At 42.0% G+C, this 24,598-nt stretch carries 23 protein-coding genes; 5 read left to right on the top strand and 18 right to left on the bottom strand.

Features of this window, described 5'->3' with window-relative positions:
- Positions 1 to 4: 4 nt before the first annotated feature.
- The 3 genes from A11Q_RS03620 to yihA are packed head-to-tail and all read right to left on the bottom strand — an operon-like array spanning position 5 to position 2,951.
- Positions 5 to 1,642, bottom strand: coding sequence for a CTP synthase (locus A11Q_RS03620; protein WP_015469432.1), 1,638 nt, complete (start codon positions 1,640 to 1,642; stop codon positions 5 to 7).
- Between the two features lie 17 nt (positions 1,643 to 1,659).
- Positions 1,660 to 2,382: a 3-deoxy-manno-octulosonate cytidylyltransferase gene (kdsB, locus tag A11Q_RS03615; RefSeq protein WP_015469431.1), complete on the bottom strand. Its 723-nt coding sequence runs from the start codon at positions 2,380 to 2,382 to the stop codon at positions 1,660 to 1,662.
- Positions 2,379 to 2,951 (bottom strand): ribosome biogenesis GTP-binding protein YihA/YsxC, encoded by a 573-nt coding sequence (gene yihA / locus A11Q_RS03610; RefSeq protein WP_015469430.1) that lies wholly within the window; start codon positions 2,949 to 2,951, stop codon positions 2,379 to 2,381. Before yihA ends, kdsB begins: the two co-directional genes overlap by 4 nt.
- A 157-nt stretch (positions 2,952 to 3,108) precedes the next feature.
- On the opposite strand from yihA, the gene A11Q_RS03605 reads away from it, so the two are divergent.
- The gene (locus A11Q_RS03605) at positions 3,109 to 4,350 is read left to right on the top strand and encodes a sigma-54 interaction domain-containing protein (protein ID WP_015469429.1); all 1,242 of its coding nucleotides are present in this window, start codon (positions 3,109 to 3,111) and stop codon (positions 4,348 to 4,350) included.
- On the opposite strand, the gene A11Q_RS13385 is transcribed toward A11Q_RS03605, so the two are convergent.
- Positions 4,340 to 5,122 (bottom strand): flagellar basal body-associated FliL family protein, encoded by a 783-nt coding sequence (locus tag A11Q_RS13385; RefSeq protein WP_015469428.1) that lies wholly within the window; start codon positions 5,120 to 5,122, stop codon positions 4,340 to 4,342. The genes A11Q_RS03605 and A11Q_RS13385 overlap by 11 nt on opposite strands.
- Before the next feature lie 48 nt (positions 5,123 to 5,170).
- Here A11Q_RS13385 and A11Q_RS03595 point away from each other — a divergent pair, with 48 nt between their 5' ends.
- A complete protein-coding gene (locus tag A11Q_RS03595) occupies positions 5,171 to 5,878 on the top strand; it encodes a hypothetical protein (RefSeq protein WP_015469427.1) in 708 nt (235 codons plus the stop codon).
- Positions 5,879 to 5,907: 29 nt separating this feature from the next.
- On the opposite strand, the gene polA is transcribed toward A11Q_RS03595, so the two are convergent.
- The 3 genes from polA to A11Q_RS13960 form a co-directional block, all read right to left on the bottom strand.
- Positions 5,908 to 8,484 (bottom strand): DNA polymerase I, encoded by a 2,577-nt coding sequence (gene polA, locus A11Q_RS03590; RefSeq protein WP_015469426.1) that lies wholly within the window; start codon positions 8,482 to 8,484, stop codon positions 5,908 to 5,910.
- Between the two features lie 71 nt (positions 8,485 to 8,555).
- Positions 8,556 to 8,783, bottom strand: coding sequence for a hypothetical protein (locus A11Q_RS03585; RefSeq protein WP_015469425.1), 228 nt, complete (start codon positions 8,781 to 8,783; stop codon positions 8,556 to 8,558).
- Between the two features lie 60 nt (positions 8,784 to 8,843).
- Positions 8,844 to 9,080, bottom strand: coding sequence for a septum formation initiator family protein (locus A11Q_RS13960; RefSeq protein WP_041575594.1), 237 nt, complete (start codon positions 9,078 to 9,080; stop codon positions 8,844 to 8,846).
- 235 nt (positions 9,081 to 9,315) lie between these two features.
- On the opposite strand from A11Q_RS13960, the gene A11Q_RS03575 reads away from it, so the two are divergent.
- Positions 9,316 to 10,947, top strand: coding sequence for a hypothetical protein (locus tag A11Q_RS03575; RefSeq protein ID WP_015469423.1), 1,632 nt, complete (start codon positions 9,316 to 9,318; stop codon positions 10,945 to 10,947).
- Positions 10,948 to 11,021: 74 nt separating this feature from the next.
- Here the strand turns inward: A11Q_RS03575 and A11Q_RS13380 are convergent, their stop codons facing one another.
- The 7 genes from A11Q_RS13380 to A11Q_RS03540 all read right to left on the bottom strand — a co-directional run bounded on the left by A11Q_RS13380 (position 11,022) and on the right by A11Q_RS03540 (position 18,129).
- Complete coding sequence (locus A11Q_RS13380; RefSeq protein WP_158320348.1) at positions 11,022 to 12,962, bottom strand: OmpA family protein; 1,941 nt, start codon at positions 12,960 to 12,962, stop codon at positions 11,022 to 11,024.
- 100 nt (positions 12,963 to 13,062) lie between these two features.
- Positions 13,063 to 14,331, bottom strand: coding sequence for a phosphopyruvate hydratase (eno, locus tag A11Q_RS03565; RefSeq protein ID WP_015469421.1), 1,269 nt, complete (start codon positions 14,329 to 14,331; stop codon positions 13,063 to 13,065).
- A 23-nt stretch (positions 14,332 to 14,354) separates the two neighbouring features.
- Positions 14,355 to 15,320 carry a hypothetical protein gene (locus A11Q_RS03560; protein WP_015469420.1) on the bottom strand — a complete coding sequence of 322 codons (966 nt, stop codon included), beginning with the start codon at positions 15,318 to 15,320 and terminating at the stop codon, positions 14,355 to 14,357.
- 81 nt (positions 15,321 to 15,401) lie between these two features.
- Complete coding sequence (locus tag A11Q_RS03555) at positions 15,402 to 16,535, bottom strand: TadA family conjugal transfer-associated ATPase (RefSeq protein ID WP_015469419.1); 1,134 nt, start codon at positions 16,533 to 16,535, stop codon at positions 15,402 to 15,404.
- Between the two features lie 31 nt (positions 16,536 to 16,566).
- The gene (locus A11Q_RS03550) at positions 16,567 to 16,980 is read right to left on the bottom strand and encodes a cupredoxin domain-containing protein (RefSeq protein WP_235044641.1); all 414 of its coding nucleotides are present in this window, start codon (positions 16,978 to 16,980) and stop codon (positions 16,567 to 16,569) included.
- Between the two features lie 52 nt (positions 16,981 to 17,032).
- Entirely contained in the window at positions 17,033 to 17,311 is a 279-nt protein-coding gene (locus A11Q_RS03545) for a hypothetical protein (protein WP_015469417.1), read from the bottom strand.
- Positions 17,312 to 17,481: 170 nt separating this feature from the next.
- The gene (locus tag A11Q_RS03540) at positions 17,482 to 18,129 is read right to left on the bottom strand and encodes a hypothetical protein (RefSeq protein ID WP_015469416.1); all 648 of its coding nucleotides are present in this window, start codon (positions 18,127 to 18,129) and stop codon (positions 17,482 to 17,484) included.
- 168 nt (positions 18,130 to 18,297) lie between these two features.
- Here A11Q_RS03540 and A11Q_RS03535 point away from each other — a divergent pair, with 168 nt between their 5' ends.
- On the top strand, positions 18,298 to 19,077 hold the full coding sequence (locus A11Q_RS03535; RefSeq protein ID WP_015469415.1) for a DsbA family protein: 780 nt from the start codon (positions 18,298 to 18,300) through the stop codon (positions 19,075 to 19,077).
- Positions 19,078 to 19,192: 115 nt separating this feature from the next.
- Here A11Q_RS03535 and sfsA read toward each other — a convergent pair whose 3' ends face one another.
- From sfsA to A11Q_RS03520, 3 genes are read right to left on the bottom strand one after another with little or no spacing between them, the layout of a single operon-like run.
- Positions 19,193 to 19,954: a DNA/RNA nuclease SfsA gene (gene sfsA / locus A11Q_RS03530; protein WP_015469414.1), complete on the bottom strand. Its 762-nt coding sequence runs from the start codon at positions 19,952 to 19,954 to the stop codon at positions 19,193 to 19,195.
- Positions 19,944 to 21,539: a HAMP domain-containing sensor histidine kinase gene (locus A11Q_RS03525; protein ID WP_015469413.1), complete on the bottom strand. Its 1,596-nt coding sequence runs from the start codon at positions 21,537 to 21,539 to the stop codon at positions 19,944 to 19,946. Before A11Q_RS03525 ends, sfsA begins: the two co-directional genes overlap by 11 nt.
- Positions 21,540 to 21,541: 2 nt before the next feature.
- Positions 21,542 to 22,243, bottom strand: a complete 702-nt coding sequence (locus A11Q_RS03520) for a response regulator transcription factor (protein ID WP_015469412.1) — start codon at positions 22,241 to 22,243, stop codon at positions 21,542 to 21,544.
- Between the two features lie 207 nt (positions 22,244 to 22,450).
- Between A11Q_RS03520 and A11Q_RS03515 the strand changes: the two genes are divergently transcribed.
- Positions 22,451 to 22,753 carry a hypothetical protein gene (locus A11Q_RS03515; protein ID WP_015469411.1) on the top strand — a complete coding sequence of 101 codons (303 nt, stop codon included), beginning with the start codon at positions 22,451 to 22,453 and terminating at the stop codon, positions 22,751 to 22,753.
- Positions 22,754 to 22,755: 2 nt separating this feature from the next.
- On the opposite strand, the gene argS is transcribed toward A11Q_RS03515, so the two are convergent.
- Positions 22,756 to 24,582: an arginine--tRNA ligase gene (gene argS, locus A11Q_RS03510; RefSeq protein WP_015469410.1), complete on the bottom strand. Its 1,827-nt coding sequence runs from the start codon at positions 24,580 to 24,582 to the stop codon at positions 22,756 to 22,758.
- Positions 24,583 to 24,598: the final 16 nt, after the last annotated feature.

Below are 24,598 nucleotides of genomic sequence, written 5' to 3'. Positions count from 1 at the left end.
TCCTTTATTTCTGTCGTGAAGCACGAATGAAATCGGCAAATAGTGGATGTGGGCTCAGCGGTTTAGATTTAAATTCGGGATGGAATTGCACAGCCACAAACCATGGGTGCTTCGGAATCTCGATAATCTCCACTAAGTTTCTTTCTTCATTAACACCTGTCGCGCGTAGTCCATTTTTTTCTAATAGATCGCGGTACTGATTGTTGAATTCAAAACGATGGCGATGACGTTCCCAAATAATAGATTTTTTATAAACCTTCAAAGCGCGACTTTTAGGAGCCAACGTACATTGAAAGGCACCCAAACGCATAGTTCCGCCTTTATCGACAATACCACGTTGTTCCGCCATAGAATCAATGACGATATTTCCACCGCGTTTATCTTCACCGACGAACTCGCGAGATGTGGCATCTGCAATACCGCAGACATTACGCGCAAACTCAATAGCCGCTAATTGCATACCGAAACATATTCCGAAGAACGGGATCTTTTTTTCACGTGCGTATTTGATCGCTAAGATTTTTCCTTCAACCCCACGCGTTCCAAAGCCTCCAGGAACAAGAATACCTTGCGCCTCGGAAAGCATCGTCTTGATATTTTTTGCAGTGAGTTTGTCTGAATCGATATAAATGATTTCAACTTTCGCTCGGTTTGCCAAACCACCATGAACTAAAGATTCATGTAGGGACTTGTAAGACTCTTTCAAATCTACGTACTTACCCACGACGGCAATCTTTACTTTAGACAGAGGTGAACGTTGAATCTTAGCAATTTTTTGCCAGCCAGCAATGCTGTACTTGGTTTGCTTCAAATTCAATGTTTCAACCACCAGATAGTCTAAGTTCTCTTTATGTAAAGCCAATGGCACATCATAGATAGACTCTGAGTCTTTCGCAGAAATTACATTTTCTTTTTTAATAGAACAGAAAAGACCAATTTTAGATTTTAAATTATCATCAATTACTTTTTCGCTACGGCAAATTAGAAAATCTGGCTGAAGACCAATTTCGCGTAATTCCTTCACCGAGTGCTGTGTGGGTTTACTTTTCAGTTCTCCGGCAACAGCAATATAAGGAACATAAGTCACATGCACCAAAGCTGTATTGCCTACACCTAAATCCAAACGCATCTGACGAATGGCTTCGAAGAATGGCTGTGCTTCGATGTCACCCACAGTTCCACCAATTTCAACGATCGCAATCTCGCTACCTTGAGCGGCTTCATACACACGTGATTTAATTTCATCAGTGATGTGTGGAATCACTTGCACTGTTCCACCCAGATAATCTCCACGGCGTTCACGTGAGATCACACGATCATAAATTTGTCCCGCACTGACAGAGTTAGCTCTTTGCAATACACTGTTAGTGAAACGCTCGTAGTGCCCCAGATCCAAATCAGTTTCAGCTCCGTCATCCGTCACATAGACTTCCCCATGCTGAAACGGAGACATTGTTCCCGGATCTACATTGAGATAGGGATCGAACTTCATAAGAGTAACTTTAAAACCTCGGGCCTCAAGAAGAGAACCTAAGCTAGCTGCAGTTAATCCCTTACCAATCGAAGAGACCACTCCACCTGTTACAAAGATAAATTTTTGCTTTAAACGCTTACCGGATTTCGTAGACTTAGCTTGTGACATGTCCCCTAGAGTAACAGCTACCCTAATAAAGCTTCAAGCTTTTGCAGGTCCTCAGGAGTATCAACACCATATGTCGGCTTTTGTACCTGTAGTACTTTTATTCTAGCCCCAAGATAAAGGGCTCTTAACTGCTCTAAACTTTCGTACTTTTCAATCAAAGCAGGCTCTGCTGTGCAAAACTTTTGCAAAAAGGCTCTACTATAGCCATAAAGACCAATGTGTTTAAGGGCGACAGAGGGTTGATTGAATTCTGCACGGGAATAGGGAATCGGAAATCGGCTAAAGTAAATAGCCTCTTGATGAATATTTGTGATCACTTTAACAGCATTTTTATTGTCAAAATCTTCTATGGCCAAACCATGCGCCAGTGTGGCCATGTCCAAACGTGGCTCATCTAAAAAAGCCTGAGCCAAAGGATCTATGTAACTTTGATCTATTAAGGGCTCATCGCCTTGAATGTTGATCACTACATCCACTTCAATATTTTTAATAGCCTCAAAGATCCGATCTGTTCCCGTTGCACAGTCAGGACTTGTCATCGCCACATTTACACCGATGCTCTTGGCTACTTCCGCAATTTGCTGATTGTCAGTCGCAACATATAAATCCGATAACAACTGGCTTTTCCTTGCGCCTTCCACCACCCATTGCAAAATAGGTTTACCTTTTAATTTTTCAAGAGGTTTACCTGGGAATCGGGTTGATGCAAATCGCGCCGGAATAACGCCAATAATTTTCATTTTTTAATCCATGCTCTGTAGACAAACTCTTCAAGCTCAGCACAACCACTTTTCGTCTGTGATGAAACCGCAAATACATCTTCTAAGCGGGACTGTTGCTTAATACGCTCAATCGCTTTTTTGATATCGTTTTTAGAAAATTTATCCGACTTAGTTAATCCAATAACCACGGGTAAATCGTTCTTCATCATGAACTGCGCCATTAACTCTTCGTCCCGTGTCCAATCACGGGCCATATCCATCAATAAAACTAAACCCGCCAATTGAGGGCGTTGAGTTAAATAGCCCTCGATCATTTTTCTCCATGTCTTCAACTCATCGCCACCACGGGAAGCATAGCCGTAGCCCGGCATATCAACGATGATGTAGCTATCACCCATACTAAAAAAATTCAAAAGACGTGTTTTTCCTGGAGACTGACTGACTTTCGCAACCTTGCCTCCTGCCCAAACATTTATAAGCGATGATTTTCCCGCATTAGATCTACCCGCCAAAGCCACTTCTTTTAAAGGGGATACGGGGAAGTCCTTCATTTTCACTGCACTTTTAATAAAACTCATTTTTGGCATGCCCCATCCTATTACGAAAATACGATATTCTCAATTCTTAGATTTTTTCTTATTTTGTGGATTTCCTGAGTTCAAACGCCATTAAATAGCGATTCAGCCTATTTTCCTTAGCAAGTATTTTGAAGTGCCTCGGAACCTCATAGCAAAGGAGCCACTCATGCAATACAAAATAGAACTCGCTAACGATAAAGGTCAGTCTTGGAGTCTACAAAAACTAACTTACATAGGACAAGACCCCAACTGCCAAATCCATCTACAAGGTGAAGGCGTCAGTGAACGCCATGCTCGATTAGAGCTACAGGACACACAATTAATTTTAAAAGATCTGCGCAGTACGACCGGAACATTCGTTAACGGAGTTCGCGTGCTCGAAGCGGTTCTGAAAATAGGGGACTGTCTTCGTATTGGCTCACTGGAGCTTTGTCTGAAAGACAACCGCGCAATTCAGTCTAAGTTTTCATTGAGCAGTCGCAGTCATTCTTGGAATGAGCAACTTCAGTGCTTAAGCTCTGTTTCCAATACCTCATTTCCCGTACTTTTGTTAGGACCATCGGGCACAGGCAAAGACATTATCGCCCAAGCCCTACACCACAATTCACCCCGCGCTAACGCCAGCTTTGTCAGTGTTAACTGTTCTGCTTTAAGTGAAACTTTAGTTGAAAGTGAACTTTTCGGACATATCAAAGGTAGCTTCACCGGAGCTATTGCCGACCGCAAAGGTGCCTTTGAAAGTGCACGTGGAGGAACCTTGTTTCTTGATGAAATCGGTGATCTTCCCTACGGGTTGCAAGCAAAGCTACTACGTGCCCTTGAAAACAGTGAAATTCGCCCTGTCGGCAGCGACCGGACTATAAAAACAAATGTACGAATCATTGCAGCTACACACCAGCATCTCTATCAAAAAATTCAAGAGGGCAGTTTCCGTTCTGACTTATTTTATCGTCTGAATGTCATCACTGTTGAAGTTCCTGCACTAAAAGATAGAAAAGAAGACTTCGAAGACTTAATTTATCAATTCGCACGACAAATGCGGGTGAGATTTTCCCACAATACTATACAGCTTTTAAAGAAATATGAATGGCCCGGAAATATTAGGGAACTCAAGAATGTTGTCAGTCGTGCATCCGCCCTATTTCCTCAAACTCTTATTGAAGAAAGACACCTTAGCGTTTTACTGAGTCGCAAAGAGCAGTCTATCTATGGGTCAACTGAAGCTCAGCTCGCCGTGACGAACACTCTGCCCGTCATTAAAGAAATTGAAAAACAGATGATTATGAAAAGGTTGATGGCAAATCACGGCAATCAAAAAAGAACGGCTCACGATTTGGGAATGCCGAAATCAACCCTACATGATCGCATAAAAAGCTATAACTTAGATTTAAAAGAATTTAAGACTTAATAATAAAATTTTTCAAAAGTACGCGTCGCACTTGTCCCGTGGTCAGTACAGAGTTCAAAGCATCGCGGTACTGATCACACAAAAGCTGTTTACCTTCTGCCTCGGCCAATTCGTCATAGGTTTTGGCTTCTGTCAGACGTAATAACATATCTTTAAGCTCGGCTTCTCGGTCTTTGATTTCAATGATGGAATCTGTGGATGCCCCTTCAATAGTGATCTCAAGAACTAACATGGGGTTAGAGCCTGAATTTTCCGAAGGACGTAAGTTCACATGCATGGATGAGATCGTTACTAAGTTTTTAGCAAAGCGTGGATTATCGTAAAAAACTTCAGTTTCACTGTTAGGATTGTAGTCACGTACATCCTCGCCTAACTCAGCTAGTGAATGTACAAACAACTTACGATCTAATAATCCGCCGCTGTAGCTCCATACAAAATAAATAGCTCCTGCGAGTAACAGCATCGAAAGCCAAAAAAACAGAACGCCTTTTAGATTGGATTTAAAATCAAATGGGTAAGATAGATACTGAACAAATTTAGACGATTTCTTGGGTCCCATTCCTAATGCTTGCCCAATAATACCAGCTTCTAAACCAGAACCACTTACAGTGATGTCGCTAATAGTTGCCAGAAACTCAGGATCTTCCTCTGACAATATGTTGTCTACGTCTGACAACAGCTCTTCTTCATTTAGCTCTATATTTTGCTCTGTATCTAGAGAAGGGTCTTGATCTGGCCCCACGTCTTGATTTTTTGTTCTTTTATCCGTCACTAAAAAATTTTAATCATAAATCATCTTAATTTGCACTAAAATTATACTATGAGAAACATTGGACACATCGGACTTTTAAGCCTTTCTTTAGTACTGTTTTCTTGCGCATCGGACATGCCAATTAAGAATGTCCATACAGATCCCGTGCAAGAACAGCCCACCTCAACGCCCGCTACACCTGAAGTGGCCAGTACGCCAGCTTTGCCCGATGCTACTGTAGCTCCGCCGGCTGTTCCAGATGAGCCTCTTACAGAGGCTGAGCTACAAAAGTACGCCTATGAAATAGGATTAGATCCACGTAAGCCTTTGACGGCTGATGAACGCGCTAGAGTACAAAATAGAAAAAAATTACGCCGTTTAGAAAGAACATTGGATTCACATAAAGAAAAGATGCAGTACTCAAAAGTGCTTCCTTGGCTTGAAACAGATCAAGAAAAAATAGATCTACTTTCAATTCCGTCAACGGAAGGGCGCCAAGTTTGGATTAATAAAAATAAAATTTGGACACGTGCAAAAAACAGTCTTGAAACTTTTGATGCTGTAGTTGAAAACCACGATATCTCTATCGGGATGCCAGCAGATTACGTCAAAAGATCATGGGGAGAACCCGATCAAGTTGAAACCAGTGGGAATCCTCTTTATAAAAATGAGCGCTGGCAATACATCAAACAAATCCCAACAGCCTATGGCTACAAACAAGAAAAGCGCTCCGTTTATTTTGAAGGCGGACGAGTCGTCGGTTGGGAAACAGAGTAGTAGCAGTTCAAGTAGCTCTAATAGAGCTACTAATGCGCCTCATCCCAGTTATTCCCCACTGAGTAATTCACTTTCAGAGGCACTTTTAGCTTCACGACATTTTCCATAGTTTTTACAATCCACGGAAGCTGCATTTGAATTTGCTCTTCAGTCCCTTCAAAGATCAACTCGTCATGTACTTGCAATAACATGTCGATCTTAAGATCTGAACACAGCTCAATCATCGCCATCTTCACAAGGTCACTGGCAGTTCCCTGTATCGGAGCATTGATAGCTGCCCGTTCACCGAACTTTTTCATCATCACATTCTTATTATCCAGCTCGGGAATATAGCGACGTCTTCCGAACAGTGTTTCCACATACTTCTGTTCATGGGCCATCTTCACTGTCTTTTCGATATAGTCTTTGATACCGCCGAACTTAGAAAAATAACGTTCAATAATTTCAGAGGATTCCTTACGCGAAATCCCCAAAGTGTCCGCTAAACCAAAAGCCCCTTGCCCGTAAGCAATTCCAAAGTTAACAGCTTTGGCTATACGTCTTTGATCTTTAGTGACTTCATTCAACGGCACCGAAAAGACCTCAGCCGCCGTTGCCATGTGAATATCAAGATCGTCTTGGAATGCCTTAATCAAGCCTTTATCTTCAGAAATATGGGCTAAGACTCTAAGCTCAATTTGCGAGTAATCCACAGACAATAGACGATTTCCAGATGAGGCCACAAAGGCCTTACGTACACGCTGACCTTTTTCTGTTTTAATCGGAATATTTTGTAAATTAGGATTCGTGCTTGATAGACGTCCTGTTGTTGTTAAAGCCTGATTGAAATGGGTGTGAACACGTGCAGAACTGTCCGCGAGCTGAGGCAAGGCATCCACATAGGTTGATTTTAATTTAGCTACCTCGCGATAATGAATAATCTCTTTTCCGATAGGATGATCTAGACCCTCAAGAACATCGTTATCTGTAGAGTATCCCGTCTTCGTTTTTTTAGTGGCCTCAAGCCCCATCTTTTCAAATAACACCACTCCTAATTGCTTTGGCGAGGCGATATTAAAATCTTCACCTGAAATCTCGTGGATCTTCTTTTCTTGGCCTGCCAACTCGGCAGCCAACTCTTCAGAAAAGCTCTTCAGGTATTCTAAGTCGAGTTGAATTCCTTTACGCTCCATTTTATACAGAATAGGAATTAAAGGTCTTTCGAGTTTTTCGTAAATAATCATCAACTCTTTTGACTGTAGTTCTTCTTGGACTTTTTGGTTCAACTCTAAGAAGGTCTGATAAAGATTTTGCAGTTTATCTGCCGCAGACTCAAAACTGTCGAGATCTAACTCTTTTTGTAAAAAGACATCGGCTAATTTTTCTGGATCAGATGAATCGGCTGCTCGTAAAACATAGCTGCCCAACATCAGATCCCAATTTACTTCTAGAGTTTTCTCGGAATCAATTCCAAGATGCGTCCAAACTTTTTTTAGATCAAAACCATTCCAAACTAAATCCGTAAAATTTAATTTACATTCGGCTATCGAAGTAAAATACAACTCCGATTGAAATCCTAAAGCTATCTGCTCTTCTGCCACAAAAATAAAACAGTTCTCATTTTGGTTTAGACGCTTTTGGATTTCAGCTTCATTCCACTGACCGACAACCACCGAGATCTGCTCGGCAGCAGGGGCTACCGCAGCCATTAAAGAGGCCGAAGCCTTAGGTGGCTCAGATGCTGACTCGGCTGGCTTGACGAAGCCGGATTTTCCTTCACCCAAAAGATTCTTTTCTAATGTCTTAAAATTCAGATCCTGCAAAAAGGCACGTAGTTCATCGACTTTAAAGGGTTTCAATGTGAAGTCCTCTAAAGTTACACTGACAGGAGCATCGCAGACGATCGTCACCAGTTTTTTAGAAAGAAATGCACTGTCTTTAGACTTCAAAAGTTTTTCTTTAATAGAAGCACTCGATATCTGATCTATGTTTTCATAAATGGCCTCTAAAGTTCCAAACTGTTCGATCAATTTTTGTGCCCCTTTAGGCCCAATTCCGGCTACCCCAGGAATGTTATCCGAACTATCCCCAGTCAAAGCTAAATAATCAATAAACTGTAAAGGGTGAACGCCATGTTTTGCTTTAACTAGCTCTTCATCGAAGATGATCTCTTTCATCGTATCATAAAGAAAAACATTCTTATTCACTAACTGGCAGAAGTCCTTATCACCGCTAACGATGAAGACTTCATAGTCTTCTTTTTGTGCCATACAGGCGATTGTTCCAATCAAATCATCAGCTTCGTAACTAGGTACTTCTAAGTCACAAATTCCCAAAAGGCTGGCGATCTGTTTCAGATAAGGCATCTGCACCTGCATCTCGTCTGGCATCTCGGTGCGATTAGCTTTGTAGTCGACATATAAGTCTTTGCGAAATGAGGGCTCTTTGCGGTCATAGCAAAAAACAAGATGATCTGGCTTTTTATCTTTCATCAATTTGATGATCATCGAGATAAAGCCATAGACGGCATTCACAGGGACCCCTTTGCTGGAAGTCAGGGGGCGAATGGCATAAAAAGCTCTGAAAAACATGGAGCTTACATCAACTACGTAGATTTGCTTTTTCATAAGGGGGTTTTACCCTTATACAGAGGGCATGACAACGCGCTTGTCGTCGCTCATTTCAAGATGATCAGGGATTACTCAATATCTTCTTTATCCAAGTCGATTTGCTCTAAAGACTGCATCGCAATCCACTTTTCACAGAGGGCTTCCCGCTGTGTCTCGTGCGAATTTTGCTCGATTTGAGCCTTTAGGATTTGCGGATCTAAGACCCCAGATTGAAGACGTCTATTGAGTTCTTCTTTCGTGATCCCTAGTAGTAAATGAGCTGATTTTAAAAAATCATTGGAATTCATGGAGGACATTAGAGCTTTTGCTCTATGTTTTGTCCAGCATTTTTATTTAAAAAATATACAAATTGTTATTTATTCAGAAAAAACGAAGACTAAGTCGTGTTCCCCGACCATATCGAGCTTATCCAGGGCCTGTCTTTCGATAAAAGAAGGGTCCTTTGCTTGGCTGATCTGCATATCTAAAAGCTGGGCCTGCTCACGGGATTTTAAGATTTGGGACTCAATAGTCGCCATATCACGGTGAAGTCCCCACACCCTCCAAATAGCTCCATTAAAGAAAAGCGAGAGCACGAAAACGCAGATGCACACGCAAAATACTTTGAATGGCTTATTTAGAAAGTTACGGAATCGAAAACCGAAATGATAGACACTGTCCACAGCTCTATTTCATCCGAAAGCCCCACTGTTAGCAAACTCTTAAGCGCGACACTGGACTGAGGTTTGTACGTTTTTGTCTCAAAACGAGATAAATGAATTTTAAATACGCGACAACTTAAGTTTGTCCCAAGACGAACCGATTTAAGACCTGATAAAGGGGATCTTTATGAAACGTGAGCAGAAAATGGGTATCGTCGGCTTAAGCATCATTGGATTACTAGTTGTTTCTCCGATGTTTCAAAACTGCGCCAAAACCAACTACGATGTTTTTAATAACGGCCTTGGCGGAGCCTTGGGGACATCTCGTAAAGTCACTATTGACCCCACCTACAATCAGGTGAAAGCCAATCTTAAAGTTTTGTTTGTGGTCGATGACTCCTACACGATGACTCAATCGCAACAACAACTGGCGAATGCTGTGGACTCATTACTGACTCCTCTTAAAGGACACAATGTCGATTTAAAAATCGTTTCGACTTCAGGTATTCCAAGTAACGAAGTGGACTACACTATTGCCACTAAATATCTTGATGAAAGCCGCAACACAGTTTCGCAAAGTCAGGCGCAATCACTTTCATCTTATTTAATTGAAAGAAGTATTTCGAATAAGAATGTTCGCCATAACAATCTTAAGCTTTTTAGAAATTCAACTGACTCTCAGTTCGGTATCTTAAAAACTCAAATCCGCGATGCTCTTTTAGCTGTGGGTACTAGTGGTTCTGATACAGAAGAAGGCCTATGTGCAACAGCTCGTCAGTTATTTGATGAAAGCAGTTCACGTTTCTTCCAAGCGGGCGATAAAGCCGCTATCGTTATCTTAACAGATGAAGATGACTCCAGTAATTTCGCCAGCTGTATGAGCCGTTACATTCAACGTGTATCTAGCCAACCAGTGGTTTATTACTCGTATGGTCAGCAACGTGCGCGCGTCAGCTTAGAATATCAATTATCTCAAGATGGCGTGACGAAGTGGATGCCTGTTCAATGGGGTGTGAGCTTAAATGGTCAAAACACCATTACAAATGGTGCGACTTGTACTCAAGCCCATAAGGATTATGCTGTAAATCGTATTACGTCTCAGGGATACATCGTACGTAACGTAACTGACTGTATCTATGAAACAGTACCCGTATCTTACTATGGTGCTGATCTTGGCGACAATGGATCTAATGCAAATTTAAATCTTTGCTCGTCTCAAGTGACATTCAATAATGTTAACTACCCTAACCTATATGACCTTGTGCACGCAGTGGGTTTATCTGCAAGTCCAAGCTCATGTTCAAAACAGGTATTACCGGGTAACGTGGCCAGTTCAGCCATCGAATTTGACTCTGTTATTAAATCAGATATTTCTGCTTCAAGTGCTCAGAACTTGATTTCAGCTATTCGCAATAAGTCTGTTGAATTATTCGGTAGCTCGGGATTTACAGTCGCTACGCTGGCTCGCTTTGTTGGTGATAGCTGTGCTCTAAATGCAGGTCAAAGCTATGGAACAGCCTACGAGACTCTATCGGTTATCTTAGGAAATAATAACTCATCTACGCAGTCTTTATGCTCTGGAAACTTCTCGAATACACTTTCACAAGTTTCAACCTTTATGGCCTCTGAAGCCGCTTCTTCTTATGTAGTCCCTGGATTATTGAGCACAGAAAAAGTGAACTCAGTAGTGATTTTAAGAAATGGCCAAAGACAGATCTTAAGTCTTTCTGACTACGAAGCTGTCGGTGCCACTATTACTCTGACCAACTTCACTCTTCAACTGGGTGATGTTTTAGAAGTCGAAATCGGACCAATCTAATCGAGGTCCATCAGACACAAATAAAAAAGGCGCATATTCTGCGCCTTTTTTATTTTCTGCTTTAGATGGCAGGCTTATTTTCTGTAGATTTTGAATTCCACACGTCTGTTATTTGCGCGGCCTTCATCAGTCTCGTTTGTATCAACTGGGTAACCTTCACCCATACCTTGAGTTGCAAACTTATCTGGATCAAAACCATATGTTTTCACCATGTGATTTTTTACCGTGATGGCACGTCTTCTTGATAAATCTAAGTTGTAAGCGTCTGAACCTTTACTATCTGTGTGACCTTCGATGATAGCTTTTGTGAAAGGTTTTCTGTTCAAGTGACGGTTAATTTTTTCTAACTCACCATAAGAACGTGGTTGCAATTCATCTTTATCGAAGTCGAACAATACGTTCGCATTCAATCTGAATAGCTCGTATCCTTTTTTCTTCTCCCACATAATGATTGTTGGAGCTTCAAATGGCTGCCATACCCCGCCTAAGCTTTTCGCTACGGCGCAAAGTGTGATACCACCATCTGGAATTTCACCGATATGAGTGATGATTGGTCTTTCACCTGAGATCTCGTCACTGTACCCGAAAGCATCGTAACAGTTCATTTCAGGAGTCGAACCAATTTTCCAGCGATAAGCTGCGTAGTCTGCTGGGTTCTGTGCTGTTACTGGCATATTTAAATCAATAGCATCTGAAACGCCTACTGGATGATTTTGTACAACAGCAACTGGCGCACTACCTTTTGTCCAATTGATGATCGTTGGATCTGTAAATGGCTGCCAGTATCCACCTAAGTTTTTTGCCACAGCACATAGTGTGATACCACCATCTGGAATCGGACCGATATCTGTTACGATTGGCATCTGCCCGTCGACTTCAGCACTGTAGCCTTCTTCGCTGTAACAGTTCATTTGTGGCGTCGGACCAATTTTCCAGCGATAAGCTGCGTAGTCTGTTGGGTTCAAAGCTGATACTGGCATATTTAACGCCGTTACAGAAGAAACACCAACTGGATGGTTTTGTACAACTGCGATTGGCATCTCGATTACGATTTCAGATGGAGCTGGCTCGTCGCTACACATCGGACCAACTTGGAAGTTGATACCTGCATATGCACGAATATCTGGTGTCGCTTGAGCATCTGCTAATTTAGTTCCTAAACCGGCATGAATATTAAATGTGTTTGAAACATCGTGTTTGATACCTAAGCCAAGCTCTAACGCCTGCTGAGACTTCTTAACGCTGTCATCATTTGTTCTACCTGAAATACTACCTTTAAGTTCGGCGATTAAATCAGATTTAATGCTATCGAAGTTTTTAGCCAAAGCCGCAGAGTAAATGAAAGCATCGTTAAATGGCTGGAACGGAGGAGGCAAACCAGTTGAAGGGCTCGTCAACTGAGAACCTGAGTTTCTTTTTCTGTAGCCGATGTTACCCGCAAGTCTCATTCCGCTATCAGTTGTCGTATCTGCTGCTAACTCGATATTGAATGTTGGACCAGGATTGTTACCCGCAAATGGATCATCTTTAATAATATTGAAGTTGGCTGATACGATAACAGCCCAACCACCTTGATCATCACCATAGAAACGATATTTCGTCATAGGACGAACTTCAGTTAAACCGAATTTATCAAAGTAAGCCACTCCGTACGGGTCATCATTTTTAGCTGTGACAACAAAAGGCAACGCAACCCCAATATCCCAGTTTTCCGTGATACCGAAAGCGCCGTACAAATCACCGCCAACTAGGAAGTCATTCGCACGCACACCTTTTAAGTCTTGGTTGGTTTGATAGAAAGTATCAGAGTATGTCAGGGTGTTTTTCGCATAGTTGAAGAACACACCAAGATTACACATACAAGGTTTCACTGGTCTGGTCGAGTGAACCGTGGTGAAATCCGTACCTGAAATACTTGGATTAAAGTTTTGGTAAGCTGTACCGATAACGTTGGCCTGAGCTGTACCTGTGATTAGCAAGACGAGAAAAATCATAGATGTCGTTATTTTTGTCATATTTGAATCCTCACAGATTTTTATTTTTTTTACAAACTGAGTCACTGGACTCATACCAAAGTCCAGTGAGCTTTTTGTAAAGATATTTTAATAAGATAGCTTATCTAAAGCCGGCTTTATCCCAGTAAACACCCATTCCGCCCAAGTCTTCTTCGATGCGAAGAAGTTGGTTGTATTTAGCTGTGCGTTCACCACGACAAAGACTACCCGTTTTAATTTGATGACAGTTCAGAGCCACCGCTAAATCTGCGATCGTCACATCTTCTGTTTCACCACTTCGGTGTGACATGACTGTCTTCATTTTGTTGCGTTGAGCCAAATTCACAGCCTCAAATGTTTCTGTCAAAGTACCGATTTGATTTACTTTCACGAGTAGCGCGTTAGCCGCTTTTTTCTCGAGACCTTGGCGAAGACGTTTTGGATTCGTCACAAATAAATCATCACCCACTAACTGCAGATGTGATCCTAAGTTTGAAGTCGCAGAAATCCAAGAATCCCAATCGTCTTCGGCAAAACCATCTTCAATACTGACAAGCGGATACTTCTCGGCCCATTTTTGATAAATGCCTTGAAGCTCAAGCCCTGTGATTTGATTTTGCTCCCATGTGTATTTCCCACCTTTGAACAATTCTGTTGAAGCCACATCCAATGCTAAGAAAACATTTTGACCAGCTTCATAGCCAGCTTCCAAAATCGCTTGCATCAAAAGCTCTAATGCCTCTTCATTTGATTTCAATGTCGGCGCAAATCCACCTTCATCCCCTACTGCCGTTGAAAGACCTTTTTTATTTAAAATCTTTTTCAACGTATGGAAAATTTCAGAACCCGCACGTAACGACTCAGCGAAAGAATTATTCACTGTCGGCACAATCATAAACTCTTGAATATCTAAACCATTATTCGCGTGCGCACCACCATTCAGAACATTCATCAACGGCACAGGAAGACGACAAGCTTGAGAGCCCCCCACATAGCGATAAAGTGGTAAACCCGCATCTTTAGCCGCTGCATGAGCGCAGGCCAAAGAAACACCTAAAATGGCATTAGCACCTAAATTAGATTTATTTTCAGTTCCATCGATATCACGTAAAATTTTATCAATATAAACTTGCTCATAGACATTAAGACCTACGATTTCAGGAGCAATCTTTTCACGAACATGATCAACCGCTTTGAAAACACCTTTGCCTAAATATCTTTTTTTATCTCCGTCACGTAGTTCGTAAGCCTCGTGTGCTCCGGTGCTAGCTCCTGATGGAACCGCTGCTCTTCCCATATTACCCGCTGAAGTTTTGACTTCTACTTCGATTGTCGGATTTCCACGGCTATCAAGAATTTCTCTACCTAAGACGCTGATAATTTCAGACATGACATTCTCCTTCGTCGTTCTGATTATTTATCAGAAGGACCTTCTGGTTTATTTAATTTTTTTAATGTTTCAAGACTTTCTAGAATCAGTTGTGGATATTGATTTTTTACAATTTCCCAATCCACACGATGAAGTGCTTCTTTGATCCCTGCTGGCGTTTGTTTTTGTCCCGCAGATAAGATTGTCACCAATTGATGTGCCCGCACCATGTAATCGTGCAGGCGGGATAGATTTTGCGCCACTTGATGAACTGGTTTTTTCATAAAATCAAATTCAGAAAAATCCTGTTGCACCACTTCTCTTTTAGTGGTGGTAGCGCTCTGTTTATCCTGAGACATACGTAGCAACTCTTCGTTACGTCGTTGTAACTCACGATTTTTAACTTCTAGTTCACGACTGCTTTGCTGCAACTGACGAATCACATCTTGCATCAGCTGTGGCGAGATATTGCGATCAGAATCTTCACTTAAAATACTTTGCTGTGAAGACGACCACACGATCTTAAAGTGAATATCTTTCCATTCGCATTGAGCGGCCGTCTGTCCCACATAAAGTGGTAGAGATTCAAATGCTGCCTTCAAGTATATCGTCACCAATGGATATTGTTCCGCCGGAAGAGGAATATCAAATGACAGCCCGTTTTCAATTCTTTGCAGATTTTCAATAGGCGGTTCCGGAGAAATAAAATAGCTCAGAAATTTTTCTGGTTGCTGAAAAATTTCCTGCGGCTGTGGCATCATTCGTAAAACACTATCGAGTACACCCCAAACACGATTTTTGGGTGTGCGATGTCCAGCACGTATCAAAGTTTCTTGATCAATGGAAAGACGCTCTAAGAATGCTTCCATATCTGGTGCGCGCATCCAATACGAGGTATCACGCAGTAACTCCCACGGGATTTCGCTTTCAGAAAAATAAGCCGATAAATCGACTTTTTCCGACTCTAAATGGCTTAGAATGGCGTGGGTTATTTTACAGCTAAAATGCACGCATCCAACTTACTGCGTCCGCCTGAGGCCATGCAAGCGAATATGTGCCAGTAAGTTTTGAATTGTTTAAGGGCTGCCTATTTAAGCAGCTTTGACTTTTTGGAACTTCGTTAATGGATAATTGATCTTGTTATCCAGTATTTCTTGGTAAAAAGAAGGCACATTTCCAGTGGGCTCGATACCACCTTCGAGCTTACCATCCGGGCGTCTGACCAACTTAGTGATTTCAAATATAGGCACAACGATGTACTTGCCATCTGGTCCAATACCACGCACCTCTGAAATAGAGCCAATCTTTCTAGAGCCATCTGCATAGCGGGAAATTTGCACAATAATCTCGATCGCTGATGCCACCTGCGACACCAGAGCTTTTTCACTGATTTTCGCATCGCCCCCAGCCGCTAAGGCCTCTAGACGAACGATCGCATCCTCCGGTGAATTCGCATGCACCGTTCCCATACTGCCCTTATGCCCCGTGTTCATCGCATTGATCAATTCCAAAGCTTCACTGGAACGAACCTCTCCGACGACAATACGATCTGGACGCAAACGCAATGCAGATTTAAGTAAGTCACGAATAGTCACTTCGCCTTTGCCTAAGGTATCGGCTTGGCGAGTTTCAAAACGCACTACATGTTCGTACTCGACTTGTAACTCAGACGAGTCTTCGATAATCAAAACACGTTGACCTTTTGGAATACGGGAACACATCAAACTCAGCAACGTCGTTTTACCAGATCCGGTACCACCGCTGACGATAATGTTTTTACCTAGAAACATACACAGATCAATAAACATCCATGCATCTGGAGTGATCGTACCGTATTTAATATATTCAGCCGGAGTAATTTTACTTGCTGTGAACTTACGAATACTGATCACAGTGCCTTGGCGCGAAATCGGCGGTAATACGGCAGCGATACGAGACCCACTCGCTGAAGACCCTTCGATAATCGGTAGACGTGCATCTAAACGAGGCTCGTCTGCATTGATCCGACGACCTACTGACTGAGCAATACTGTTGATCGCTGCCTGCAAATTGTCTTCGTCTGGAAATTTAGCTGGAGTTAATTCTAACTTACCTTTGCGCTCTACAAAGATTTGATTCGGACCATTAATCAAAACCTCCGAAACACCTGGATCTTCCAGATACTCGGAAACGGGCCCTAGAGCCCGTGCGATAACTTCTTTAAAGTTTGATTGTCCGTCTGACATACTTCCTCTACGTTTCGTTAAAACGTCTTACTTAGTCTTCGAATGAAGCCACTCTGCGACTTGCAGGTGTGCTTTGCACGACAACTAACTTTCCTTGCACACCAGTTTCTGGGCACTGATAAGAGTACACCCCTTCTACTTGTGGCTCGATATTAAAACTTTTTTGCTCGCCATAAACGGTGTTATGCGACTGAGTAAATGAGTCCATTAAAAAACTCACATTTTTTTCTTTCATATTCAAATTCACCACGTGAATTTTATAAGCTACGCCTTTTTGCACACGAACAGTAGCTGGTACAAAACCACTTTCCGTATGTAAAATAACGATCTCTTTGCTTGGCTCTACAGGGCGCACGGCTTTACGAATCGCACTGACAAGTTCTGCATTTTTTTGTTGAGGTGACACCGCATCAGTAGAGCGAGTCCCAACTTCCTGCGCATTCACTTTTACTTGTACAAAAAAGCAAAAAGTGAACAGAAAACTTCTAACAAAAATTTTAATGAAGCTCTTTACGGTCTTGAAATTCACAGAATTCACGAGCCACCTCCAACGCGACAAAATTCAATAATCTTGGTTCTAATGATTGCAATGTCTGTAAAAGTAAATCTGGATTCCCGTCACAGGCATTGATAGAAGCACACACGCGATTAACTAATTGAGGAGAGGACACCATATCCGTGTTGATTTTTTCCCAATCCATTCCCAATACTGGATCAATCGCACCTACGCGATAAAGAGCATCGAAAACTGCTTGTAAATCACCTTGAATAAACATGTTGTACCTCCTGGTTTATTAAGCGCCATCATGGCTTCTGTTAATAAACTCTTCGGAGGATTTCTAAAAAAACTTGAGTCAGATTGAGACAAACTGATGAAATTTTGTGAAACCAGAATTAGGTCGAGTCTGGCTTCACCATAGGACGTAACTCAGAGATTTAACTGCATTTAACGACGAGATGGAGGAGTATTAGCTTGCTCACGTTCTTTGATTAGGTCCTGCGCCACACGTGAAGGCGAGCGCTGAGTTTCCATTAAGTTCAAGCGACGCTCACTCACGGCCGCATCGGAAACAACCAGTTCCGCCGCCGCAATCTTTTCGATCACTTCACTTTCAAACTGCGGAGCCTCCCACTGCTTTAAAAACTCTGGGCGAAATTGTGCTATTAAATTTTCAAGTAAAATCAGATAGGTAACCTGATCTACCGCAGGTGTTGTTTCATTTTTTAACTGGGCAATGCTCTTTTCCACCGCAGCCTCTACCCATTGCTCCCATGCCGCCTCTGAAGACGCGTTGAAACGAACAGAATCAATCAGCTTTTCAACCATACTGTCTTCATCTGGGCGCGATAGACAGAGTTCAAGAGCCTCTTGCATCAGCTCTTCATTATCTGTGCGTTTATATCCCTGCACACGCTTTTGAATAAGGTCCGACATCTGATCTAGGTCCAGCAGCTTTAAACGTGCATAGTTATACGTCATCGCAGATGGCGTATTGACCTGCGGAGCACTGGCACAAGAAGTCATTGTCATTACACCTGATCCAACACCTAGCCCAATAAATAAACCTACCAAGATTTTAAATAGCTTGTTCATGTGGCCATCCTAACTAATTTTTCAAGCTGCGTTGAGGGCTTTCTTCAAGCTGGACCTCGGACGGGTCTTTTTTAGCCCCTAGTCATAATTAAAAAAAGATTCTCGTTTAAAGCGGCTTGTGACAGACTATTGTGGTTAATTTAAGCAACAAACCCAACGGAGGATTTCTTGAAAACAACACGCATTTTATCAACACTTACATTTGTCGCCGCAGCTTTGACATTAGCTTCATGCGCCCCTTCGGCAAAACAATTAAAAGAAGCTATTGAAAAAGATCCTTCTATTGTTTTTGCTGCCATTGAAAAAGACCCTGCACAATTCATCGAAGTCGTAAATCGCGCAGCTCAAGAAGCGCAACGCACAGCTGGTGAAAGAGCACAACAAGATGAGCAAAAAGCTCGTGATGAAGAGTTCAACAACCCATTGAAACCTGAAATCGAAGATGGCCGTGTGGTTTTCGGTCCTAAGAATGCTCCAATCACTATCGTAGAATACTCTGACTTCCAATGCCCATACTGTGCACGTGGTTACCAAACAATCCACGAAGTTAGAAAAGCTTACGGCGATCAAGTCCGCATCATTTTCAAACACTTACCTTTAGACTTCCACCCACTTGCAATGCCAGCAGCTCAATACTTCGAAGCTATTGCAAAACAAAGTCATGAAAAAGCTGAAAAATTCCATGATGCTGTATTTGAAGGTCAAGACAGAATGAAAGAGGATAAATTCTTCGATAACACAGCTAAAAAATTAGGTGTTGATATGAAGAAGTTAGCAGCTGATTTAAAAGACGAAAAAATCGCTCAAAGAATCGCAGCTGATATGGAAGAAGCTCGTAAATTTAACATCAGTGGAACTCCTGGTTTCATCATCAATGGTGTTTCATTAAAAGGTGCTTACCCATTCCCTGAATTCAAAGCGATCATCGATCGTCATTTAGCTAAATAATTAGCTAAGTAATAACTAGCTTTACAAATTTCCACAAAAAAGCCGCCTAGAGGGCGGCTTTTTTATTTGGATCACTTTATTCCAAGACTTTTTCAAAAAACTTTTAAATCATTTATTATCCCACCACGACTGGTAGGACTTTGTCTGTTAGGCGGACTTCACGTCGTGTTATTTCCACAATCAGTGGCGTGACTATTAAACCTTTTTGTATGGCTTCACGAAATAGTCGACCATAGACAGGATCTATGTGATCAGCCGTAGTAAACGCCTCGACATCAGATCTTTGAATCGTGAAAATCAATTCAGCCTTGTGCCCTTTTTCAATAAGAGCCATCAGTTCTTTTAAATGTTTCTGTCCCCGTTCTGTCACGGCGTCAGGAAACATGGCCATATTTTTTCCATCTACTTTTTCAAGCAATGTCGTATTCTTAATTTCAATAAAATGTTTGGGTATGTTCTCGTCCTGCAAATCTGTTTCTTGCATACAGAACACACCATCTAAACGCGTTTCTTTGGATATTTTATATTCAGATTTATAAAACTGATAGTCGCTCCAGTGAGGCAGATGGCCGCCACCTTTAAGGCGCGCCGACTGAATAGACTCCTGTACAATCTTATTAGGTGAAGAGGTATTGAGCCCTACCCATACTCCACTTGGGACTTGCACGGCTTCCAGTGTACCTTTGAGCTTTTTACTTTCATCTCCGTGTAAACTAAACCAACAAGGCTGGCGTTGGCCCTTTTCAATCACACCCTTCAAGCTACCTGTATTAGGAACATGAATTGTGTATAACTGGCCTTGGTATTCGACATCCGCAAAAAATCTTTTGTAACGCTGTAAAAGGACACCTTCAAGCAATTCGTCTTTAAACTTCATAAGAGCCGATACTATCGCTTTCAAATACGATAGTCAAAATGGCTCCGACAACCCTTCCTGAAGGATCTCGCATATTTTTGATACTGACTCGGCCGCGATGAATTTCACATATTTTTTTAATAATCACAGACCCTAATCCAACGGAAAGCCGTTTCCCTTTTTCGCTAGAAGTAATCTGACGGCTCAACTTACGCTCACCAAAACTAACCAATTGCTCGTCCGTTAAACCCTGCCCATCATCTTGGATGTGAATCACTAATCCCACCCCAGACTCATAGGCCACATCAATTGTGATTTTTGATTGAGCAAATGAAAGTGCATTTTCAAACGCATTCCTGAACATGCGATACAATAAATTCCAACTACCCGAAACAACGGCATCAATCGCCGCATAGTTTCTAACAACTTCAATTTGCTTTTGCTTATATTCTGGACGCGATAAACAGTCAGCTAAGACCTCATCCATGATATCGCAAATAGGAATTTGAATATTTTCATGGCGATATTTAGGTTCATCTACACGAGCTAGCAACAACAGATCTTCAACTAATTGCCCGAAGTAATCCACTTCTCGCAAAGACAGTTGTAATAATTCTTTTTTTACAGCAGGTTCTAATCGCTCATTTTGCGATTCAAGTGTTTCTATTAAATTTTTGAGTGAAGCGACTGGGGTTCTTAAATCATGCGCTAGCTCTTGCAAAATACGATTTCGCGCAGTTTCTACAAACTTCAGATGTTCCACTAAGGCTTCAATTTCGTCGGCCATTTTATTAAAGCGCAACATAGCCTCGCCGAACTCATCTTTACGATGCACTTCAAAACGAGCTTTTAAATTTCCATTCTGAATCTCGGAAATAACCTTGTCAGCCTCAGAAACTTTTTTGCGGACAGAGGCATAAATAAGACTGATTGTTACACCCACTCCCAAAAGCAATGACAGCAATAAAATTGCAGGTCCTAAAATCGGTAAATATCTTTCCATACCATCTGGCGGACGCATAGGTGGTGGCCCACCAACAAATCCGATGTAATAGATTGGCTTTCCACTAAGTCGAATCACGACATCCGCAGATGGAGGACGCATCGGCGGAGGGCCGCCTCCCCAAAATCGCAAAAATCTTAAAGGGCTATCTGGCTTCGGAGCTGGGCCGATATCCACTGGCTCGCGCGAAAAAAAATCATAGTCATTTTGGAATTGCGCTAAAAAATCAGAAGATAAACTGAGATTCACTTCCTCTTGCACCAAATCAGGTGGACGAGGCGGGGGCAACTCACCTCGGGAAGATGGATGTGGAGGCGGTGGTGGTGCTACCGAGCGATAGATCACTTCGCCTTTTTCATTATATAAAACTACACGCGGCCTAGGGCCATTGGATTGGGCTTCCTCTAAAAGCTGAATGCCTTTGATTTTGTCAGCACCTCCCAAAAGATCAATTAACTTGGCGACAAAAATCGGAGGATAAGCTTCACGCCGTGTTCTGAGCATTTCATTCAGATAAGAACTAGAGATTAATCCTAAAAAAATAAAAAGAATAAGCGTGATTGCCGCTAATAAGAAATATTTTTTTAAAATTCTATTTCTCATATCTAAGTCACCGAATTTCTTTCGCCAGAGCGATCACTGACTTTCTCTAAGCGATAACCAAGTCCATAGACCGAAGCAATTCTAATACTATTGACGCCCACCTTGCGAAATTTTTTACGTAAATGACTGATATGGGAATCAATAGTGCGGTCAAAAATTTCGCTGTCTTTATCTAGATTCAATACCAGAGCTTCACGAGTCACAATCATTTCGGCTCTTTGAACAAAATAAGCTAGAATATCAAATTCCCGTCGATTCAATTCGATTGTGTATTCACCAAACTTAGCCATACGTGCATCTTTATTTAAAGAGAGTTGATCAAATGAAACTGTATTTTGCGCCCCTATTGGCTTGCGCAAAATCACATGCATACGCGCCAGTAACTCACGAAAACTGTAGGGCTTTTTCATATAATCATTCGCCCCGAGTTGTAGACCTTTAATCACCGAATCTTCGTCTGTTTGTGCTGTTAAAATAATAACAGGTGTTTGGTTATTCACTTCGCGAATATTTTTCAAAAAATCAAAACCAGATCCATCGGGCAATCCTAGATCCAGAATGACAAAGTCCGCACCACGTGTATTCATCACCTCGATGGCACTTTTGATATTATGACTGACGACAACTTGGTGACCCTCTAGTTCTAAATTCACCTGCAGTCCTCGTGCGAGTACCGGATCATCTTCCACAATATGAATCTGCATCAAAACCCCTAAAAACCTCTAGGCTTCTGTTTATATAGTGCACGCATGGCCGCTGTTTTGTTAAGTATGAACCTTAATTGTGGATGCAAGATGGAAAGAGGCCCCTACCTTTGTCCCCTACTGTTTCAGAATAGATCATAAAAATTTATGACTTTCCACAATCTCTCATAGATGTGGCGGCATTCTATGACTACAGAAGGAGAACTTATGAAAAAAACTGTTCTTGTATTACTTATTAGTTTCACAGCAGCTCTTACTTGGGCCCAAAGTCAAAATGGTCCACGTCGCCAAGGCGGACCTCAAGGAGCCCCTCCCCAAATGGACTCAGCCACAAAGGCAGCCTTTGAAGAATGTGCTGAGGAGTTAGGTCTACCATCACCAGGTGAAGGTGGAGCACGTCCTTCAAGGGAACAGCACGATCAATTACGTGAATGTTTGAAATCTAAAGGCATCGAAGCGCCAAGAGGTGGTGGACCTCGTCCACCAAGTTCATCCTCTACTGCAAATTAGTATTACATACGTTCTGGAACAGGAATTCCAAGAAGACTTAATCCCTGCTTCAATACAAGTCCCGTAGCTGCCGTTAAAGCAATGCGGGACTGAATCAGCTCTGGTGTTTCAGCTTTTAATACAGGGCAGTCATGGTAGAAAATATTAAATTTCTTAGCCGTTTCGTACAAATACGTGCAGAGCAAAGCCGGTTTGTAATTTTCAGCCGCCGATAACACCACTCCGTTGAAGTTCATCAAATGCTGCATCAGCTTTGTTTCTGAAGCATGCACAAGCAAACGACCATCAAAGGCCATATCTTTCGCACTTCCTGACGTTAGAGCACCCAAAGAATTTTGTGTCTGTTTTTTAATTAACGAATTGATTCGCGCATACGAATACTGAATAAAGGGTCCCGACTCCCCATCTAACTTTAGCCATTCGCCCATTTCAAACACGATTTTTTTATTCGTATCCTGACGAAGCATCCCGTACTTAATAGCCCCTTGAGCCACGACATCTGCCACCGTTTCGATCTCGTCACTTGGCCATTCATTTACATAGCGATTTAAGTACTCTTGCTTAACGTGGGCTTTCATTTTTTCAACTAAGTCCGTTAGTGGTACGATATTCCCTTTTCTAGAACTCATCGCGCCATCCGGTAACTCCACAAAATTGTACTGAAGATGATAACAGTCTTTTGCCTGTTCGAAACCCAGCACTTCTAAAGCTTTAAAGACTTGTTTGAAATGCAGAGCTTGCCTCATGTCCACAACATAAATGGATCTATCAATTTTAAAATCTTCAAATTTACGGCGAGCTAGCTCAACATCCTTTGTTGCGTACAATCCGGTTCCATCGGATTTTAGTAGCATACAAAAACCTAAATTCTGTTCTGAAAAATCTAACCCAATAGCGCCTTGGGATTCTTGCAACTTTCCTTCAGCTAAATAGCGTTTTACTGTTTTCACAGAGTCCGCATCAACTTCGGATTCCCAATACCAACGATCAAATTTTACATTGGCCCAATCATAAACCTTATTCATCAGCTCAATCGACCACTCACGAGTTTCTTTCCATAAATCGAAGTACTCACCTTGATGAGCTTCTAGTTGTTTTAAAATCGCGGTTAACTGAGCCTTGTTTTTTTCAAAGAGAACAGGATCATTAGCTTCATCTTCTAATTTTAAATTGGCTGTGGAGTACATGCGTCCCAACCACTCACCGCGATGGGAATCTTGACGACGTTGCTCAAACTCTTCAGATGAAATGTAATTTTTGATATACCATAGGCACTTAGCCACATGTGTGCCCACATCTCCGGGAAAAGTAGAACTGATCACTTGCTGCTCGCCAAAACTACGACGAGACAGACGTACCAATGAATCCCCTAAACAGAGATTCCGCATATGCCCCACATGCAACTCTTTATGCGTATTGGGCTGCGAGTACTCAATCATGATTTTCACGGAATCTTCCACAAGTTTGCGCGCAAAGAATTCTCCGCCCAAAGCGGCACGCACTGTGTGTTGCGATAAGATTGAGGCATCAAATTTGATATTCAAATAGGGACCTGCGGCCTCAACCGAGCTCACTCCGTTGACTGTTCCGAGTTGTTGTTTCAAATCCGTCGCAACAACCGCCGGAGATTTTTTCAGCTCTTTCGCAAAGATAAAACACCCCAAAGCCAAATGCCCCATGTCCGCATTCGGTGGTTCCACTAATGCATTGTAAATAGCCGATGTCGAAACTTGGGGTAGTCCCATTTTTTCCAACGCATTTTGGATAGGCGCAGTTAAACTGAGGCGTAGCGGTTCGTGCATTAACGATTGATTTTTTCTTTGTGACATAGCCCCTAAACTAAAA

The organism is Pseudobdellovibrio exovorus JSS (genome assembly GCF_000348725.1).
Classification (GTDB): domain Bacteria; phylum Bdellovibrionota; class Bdellovibrionia; order Bdellovibrionales; family Bdellovibrionaceae; genus Pseudobdellovibrio; species Pseudobdellovibrio exovorus.
Note: the sequence above shows the minus strand (reverse complement) of the source record. Positions and strands in the feature narration are given on the sequence as shown.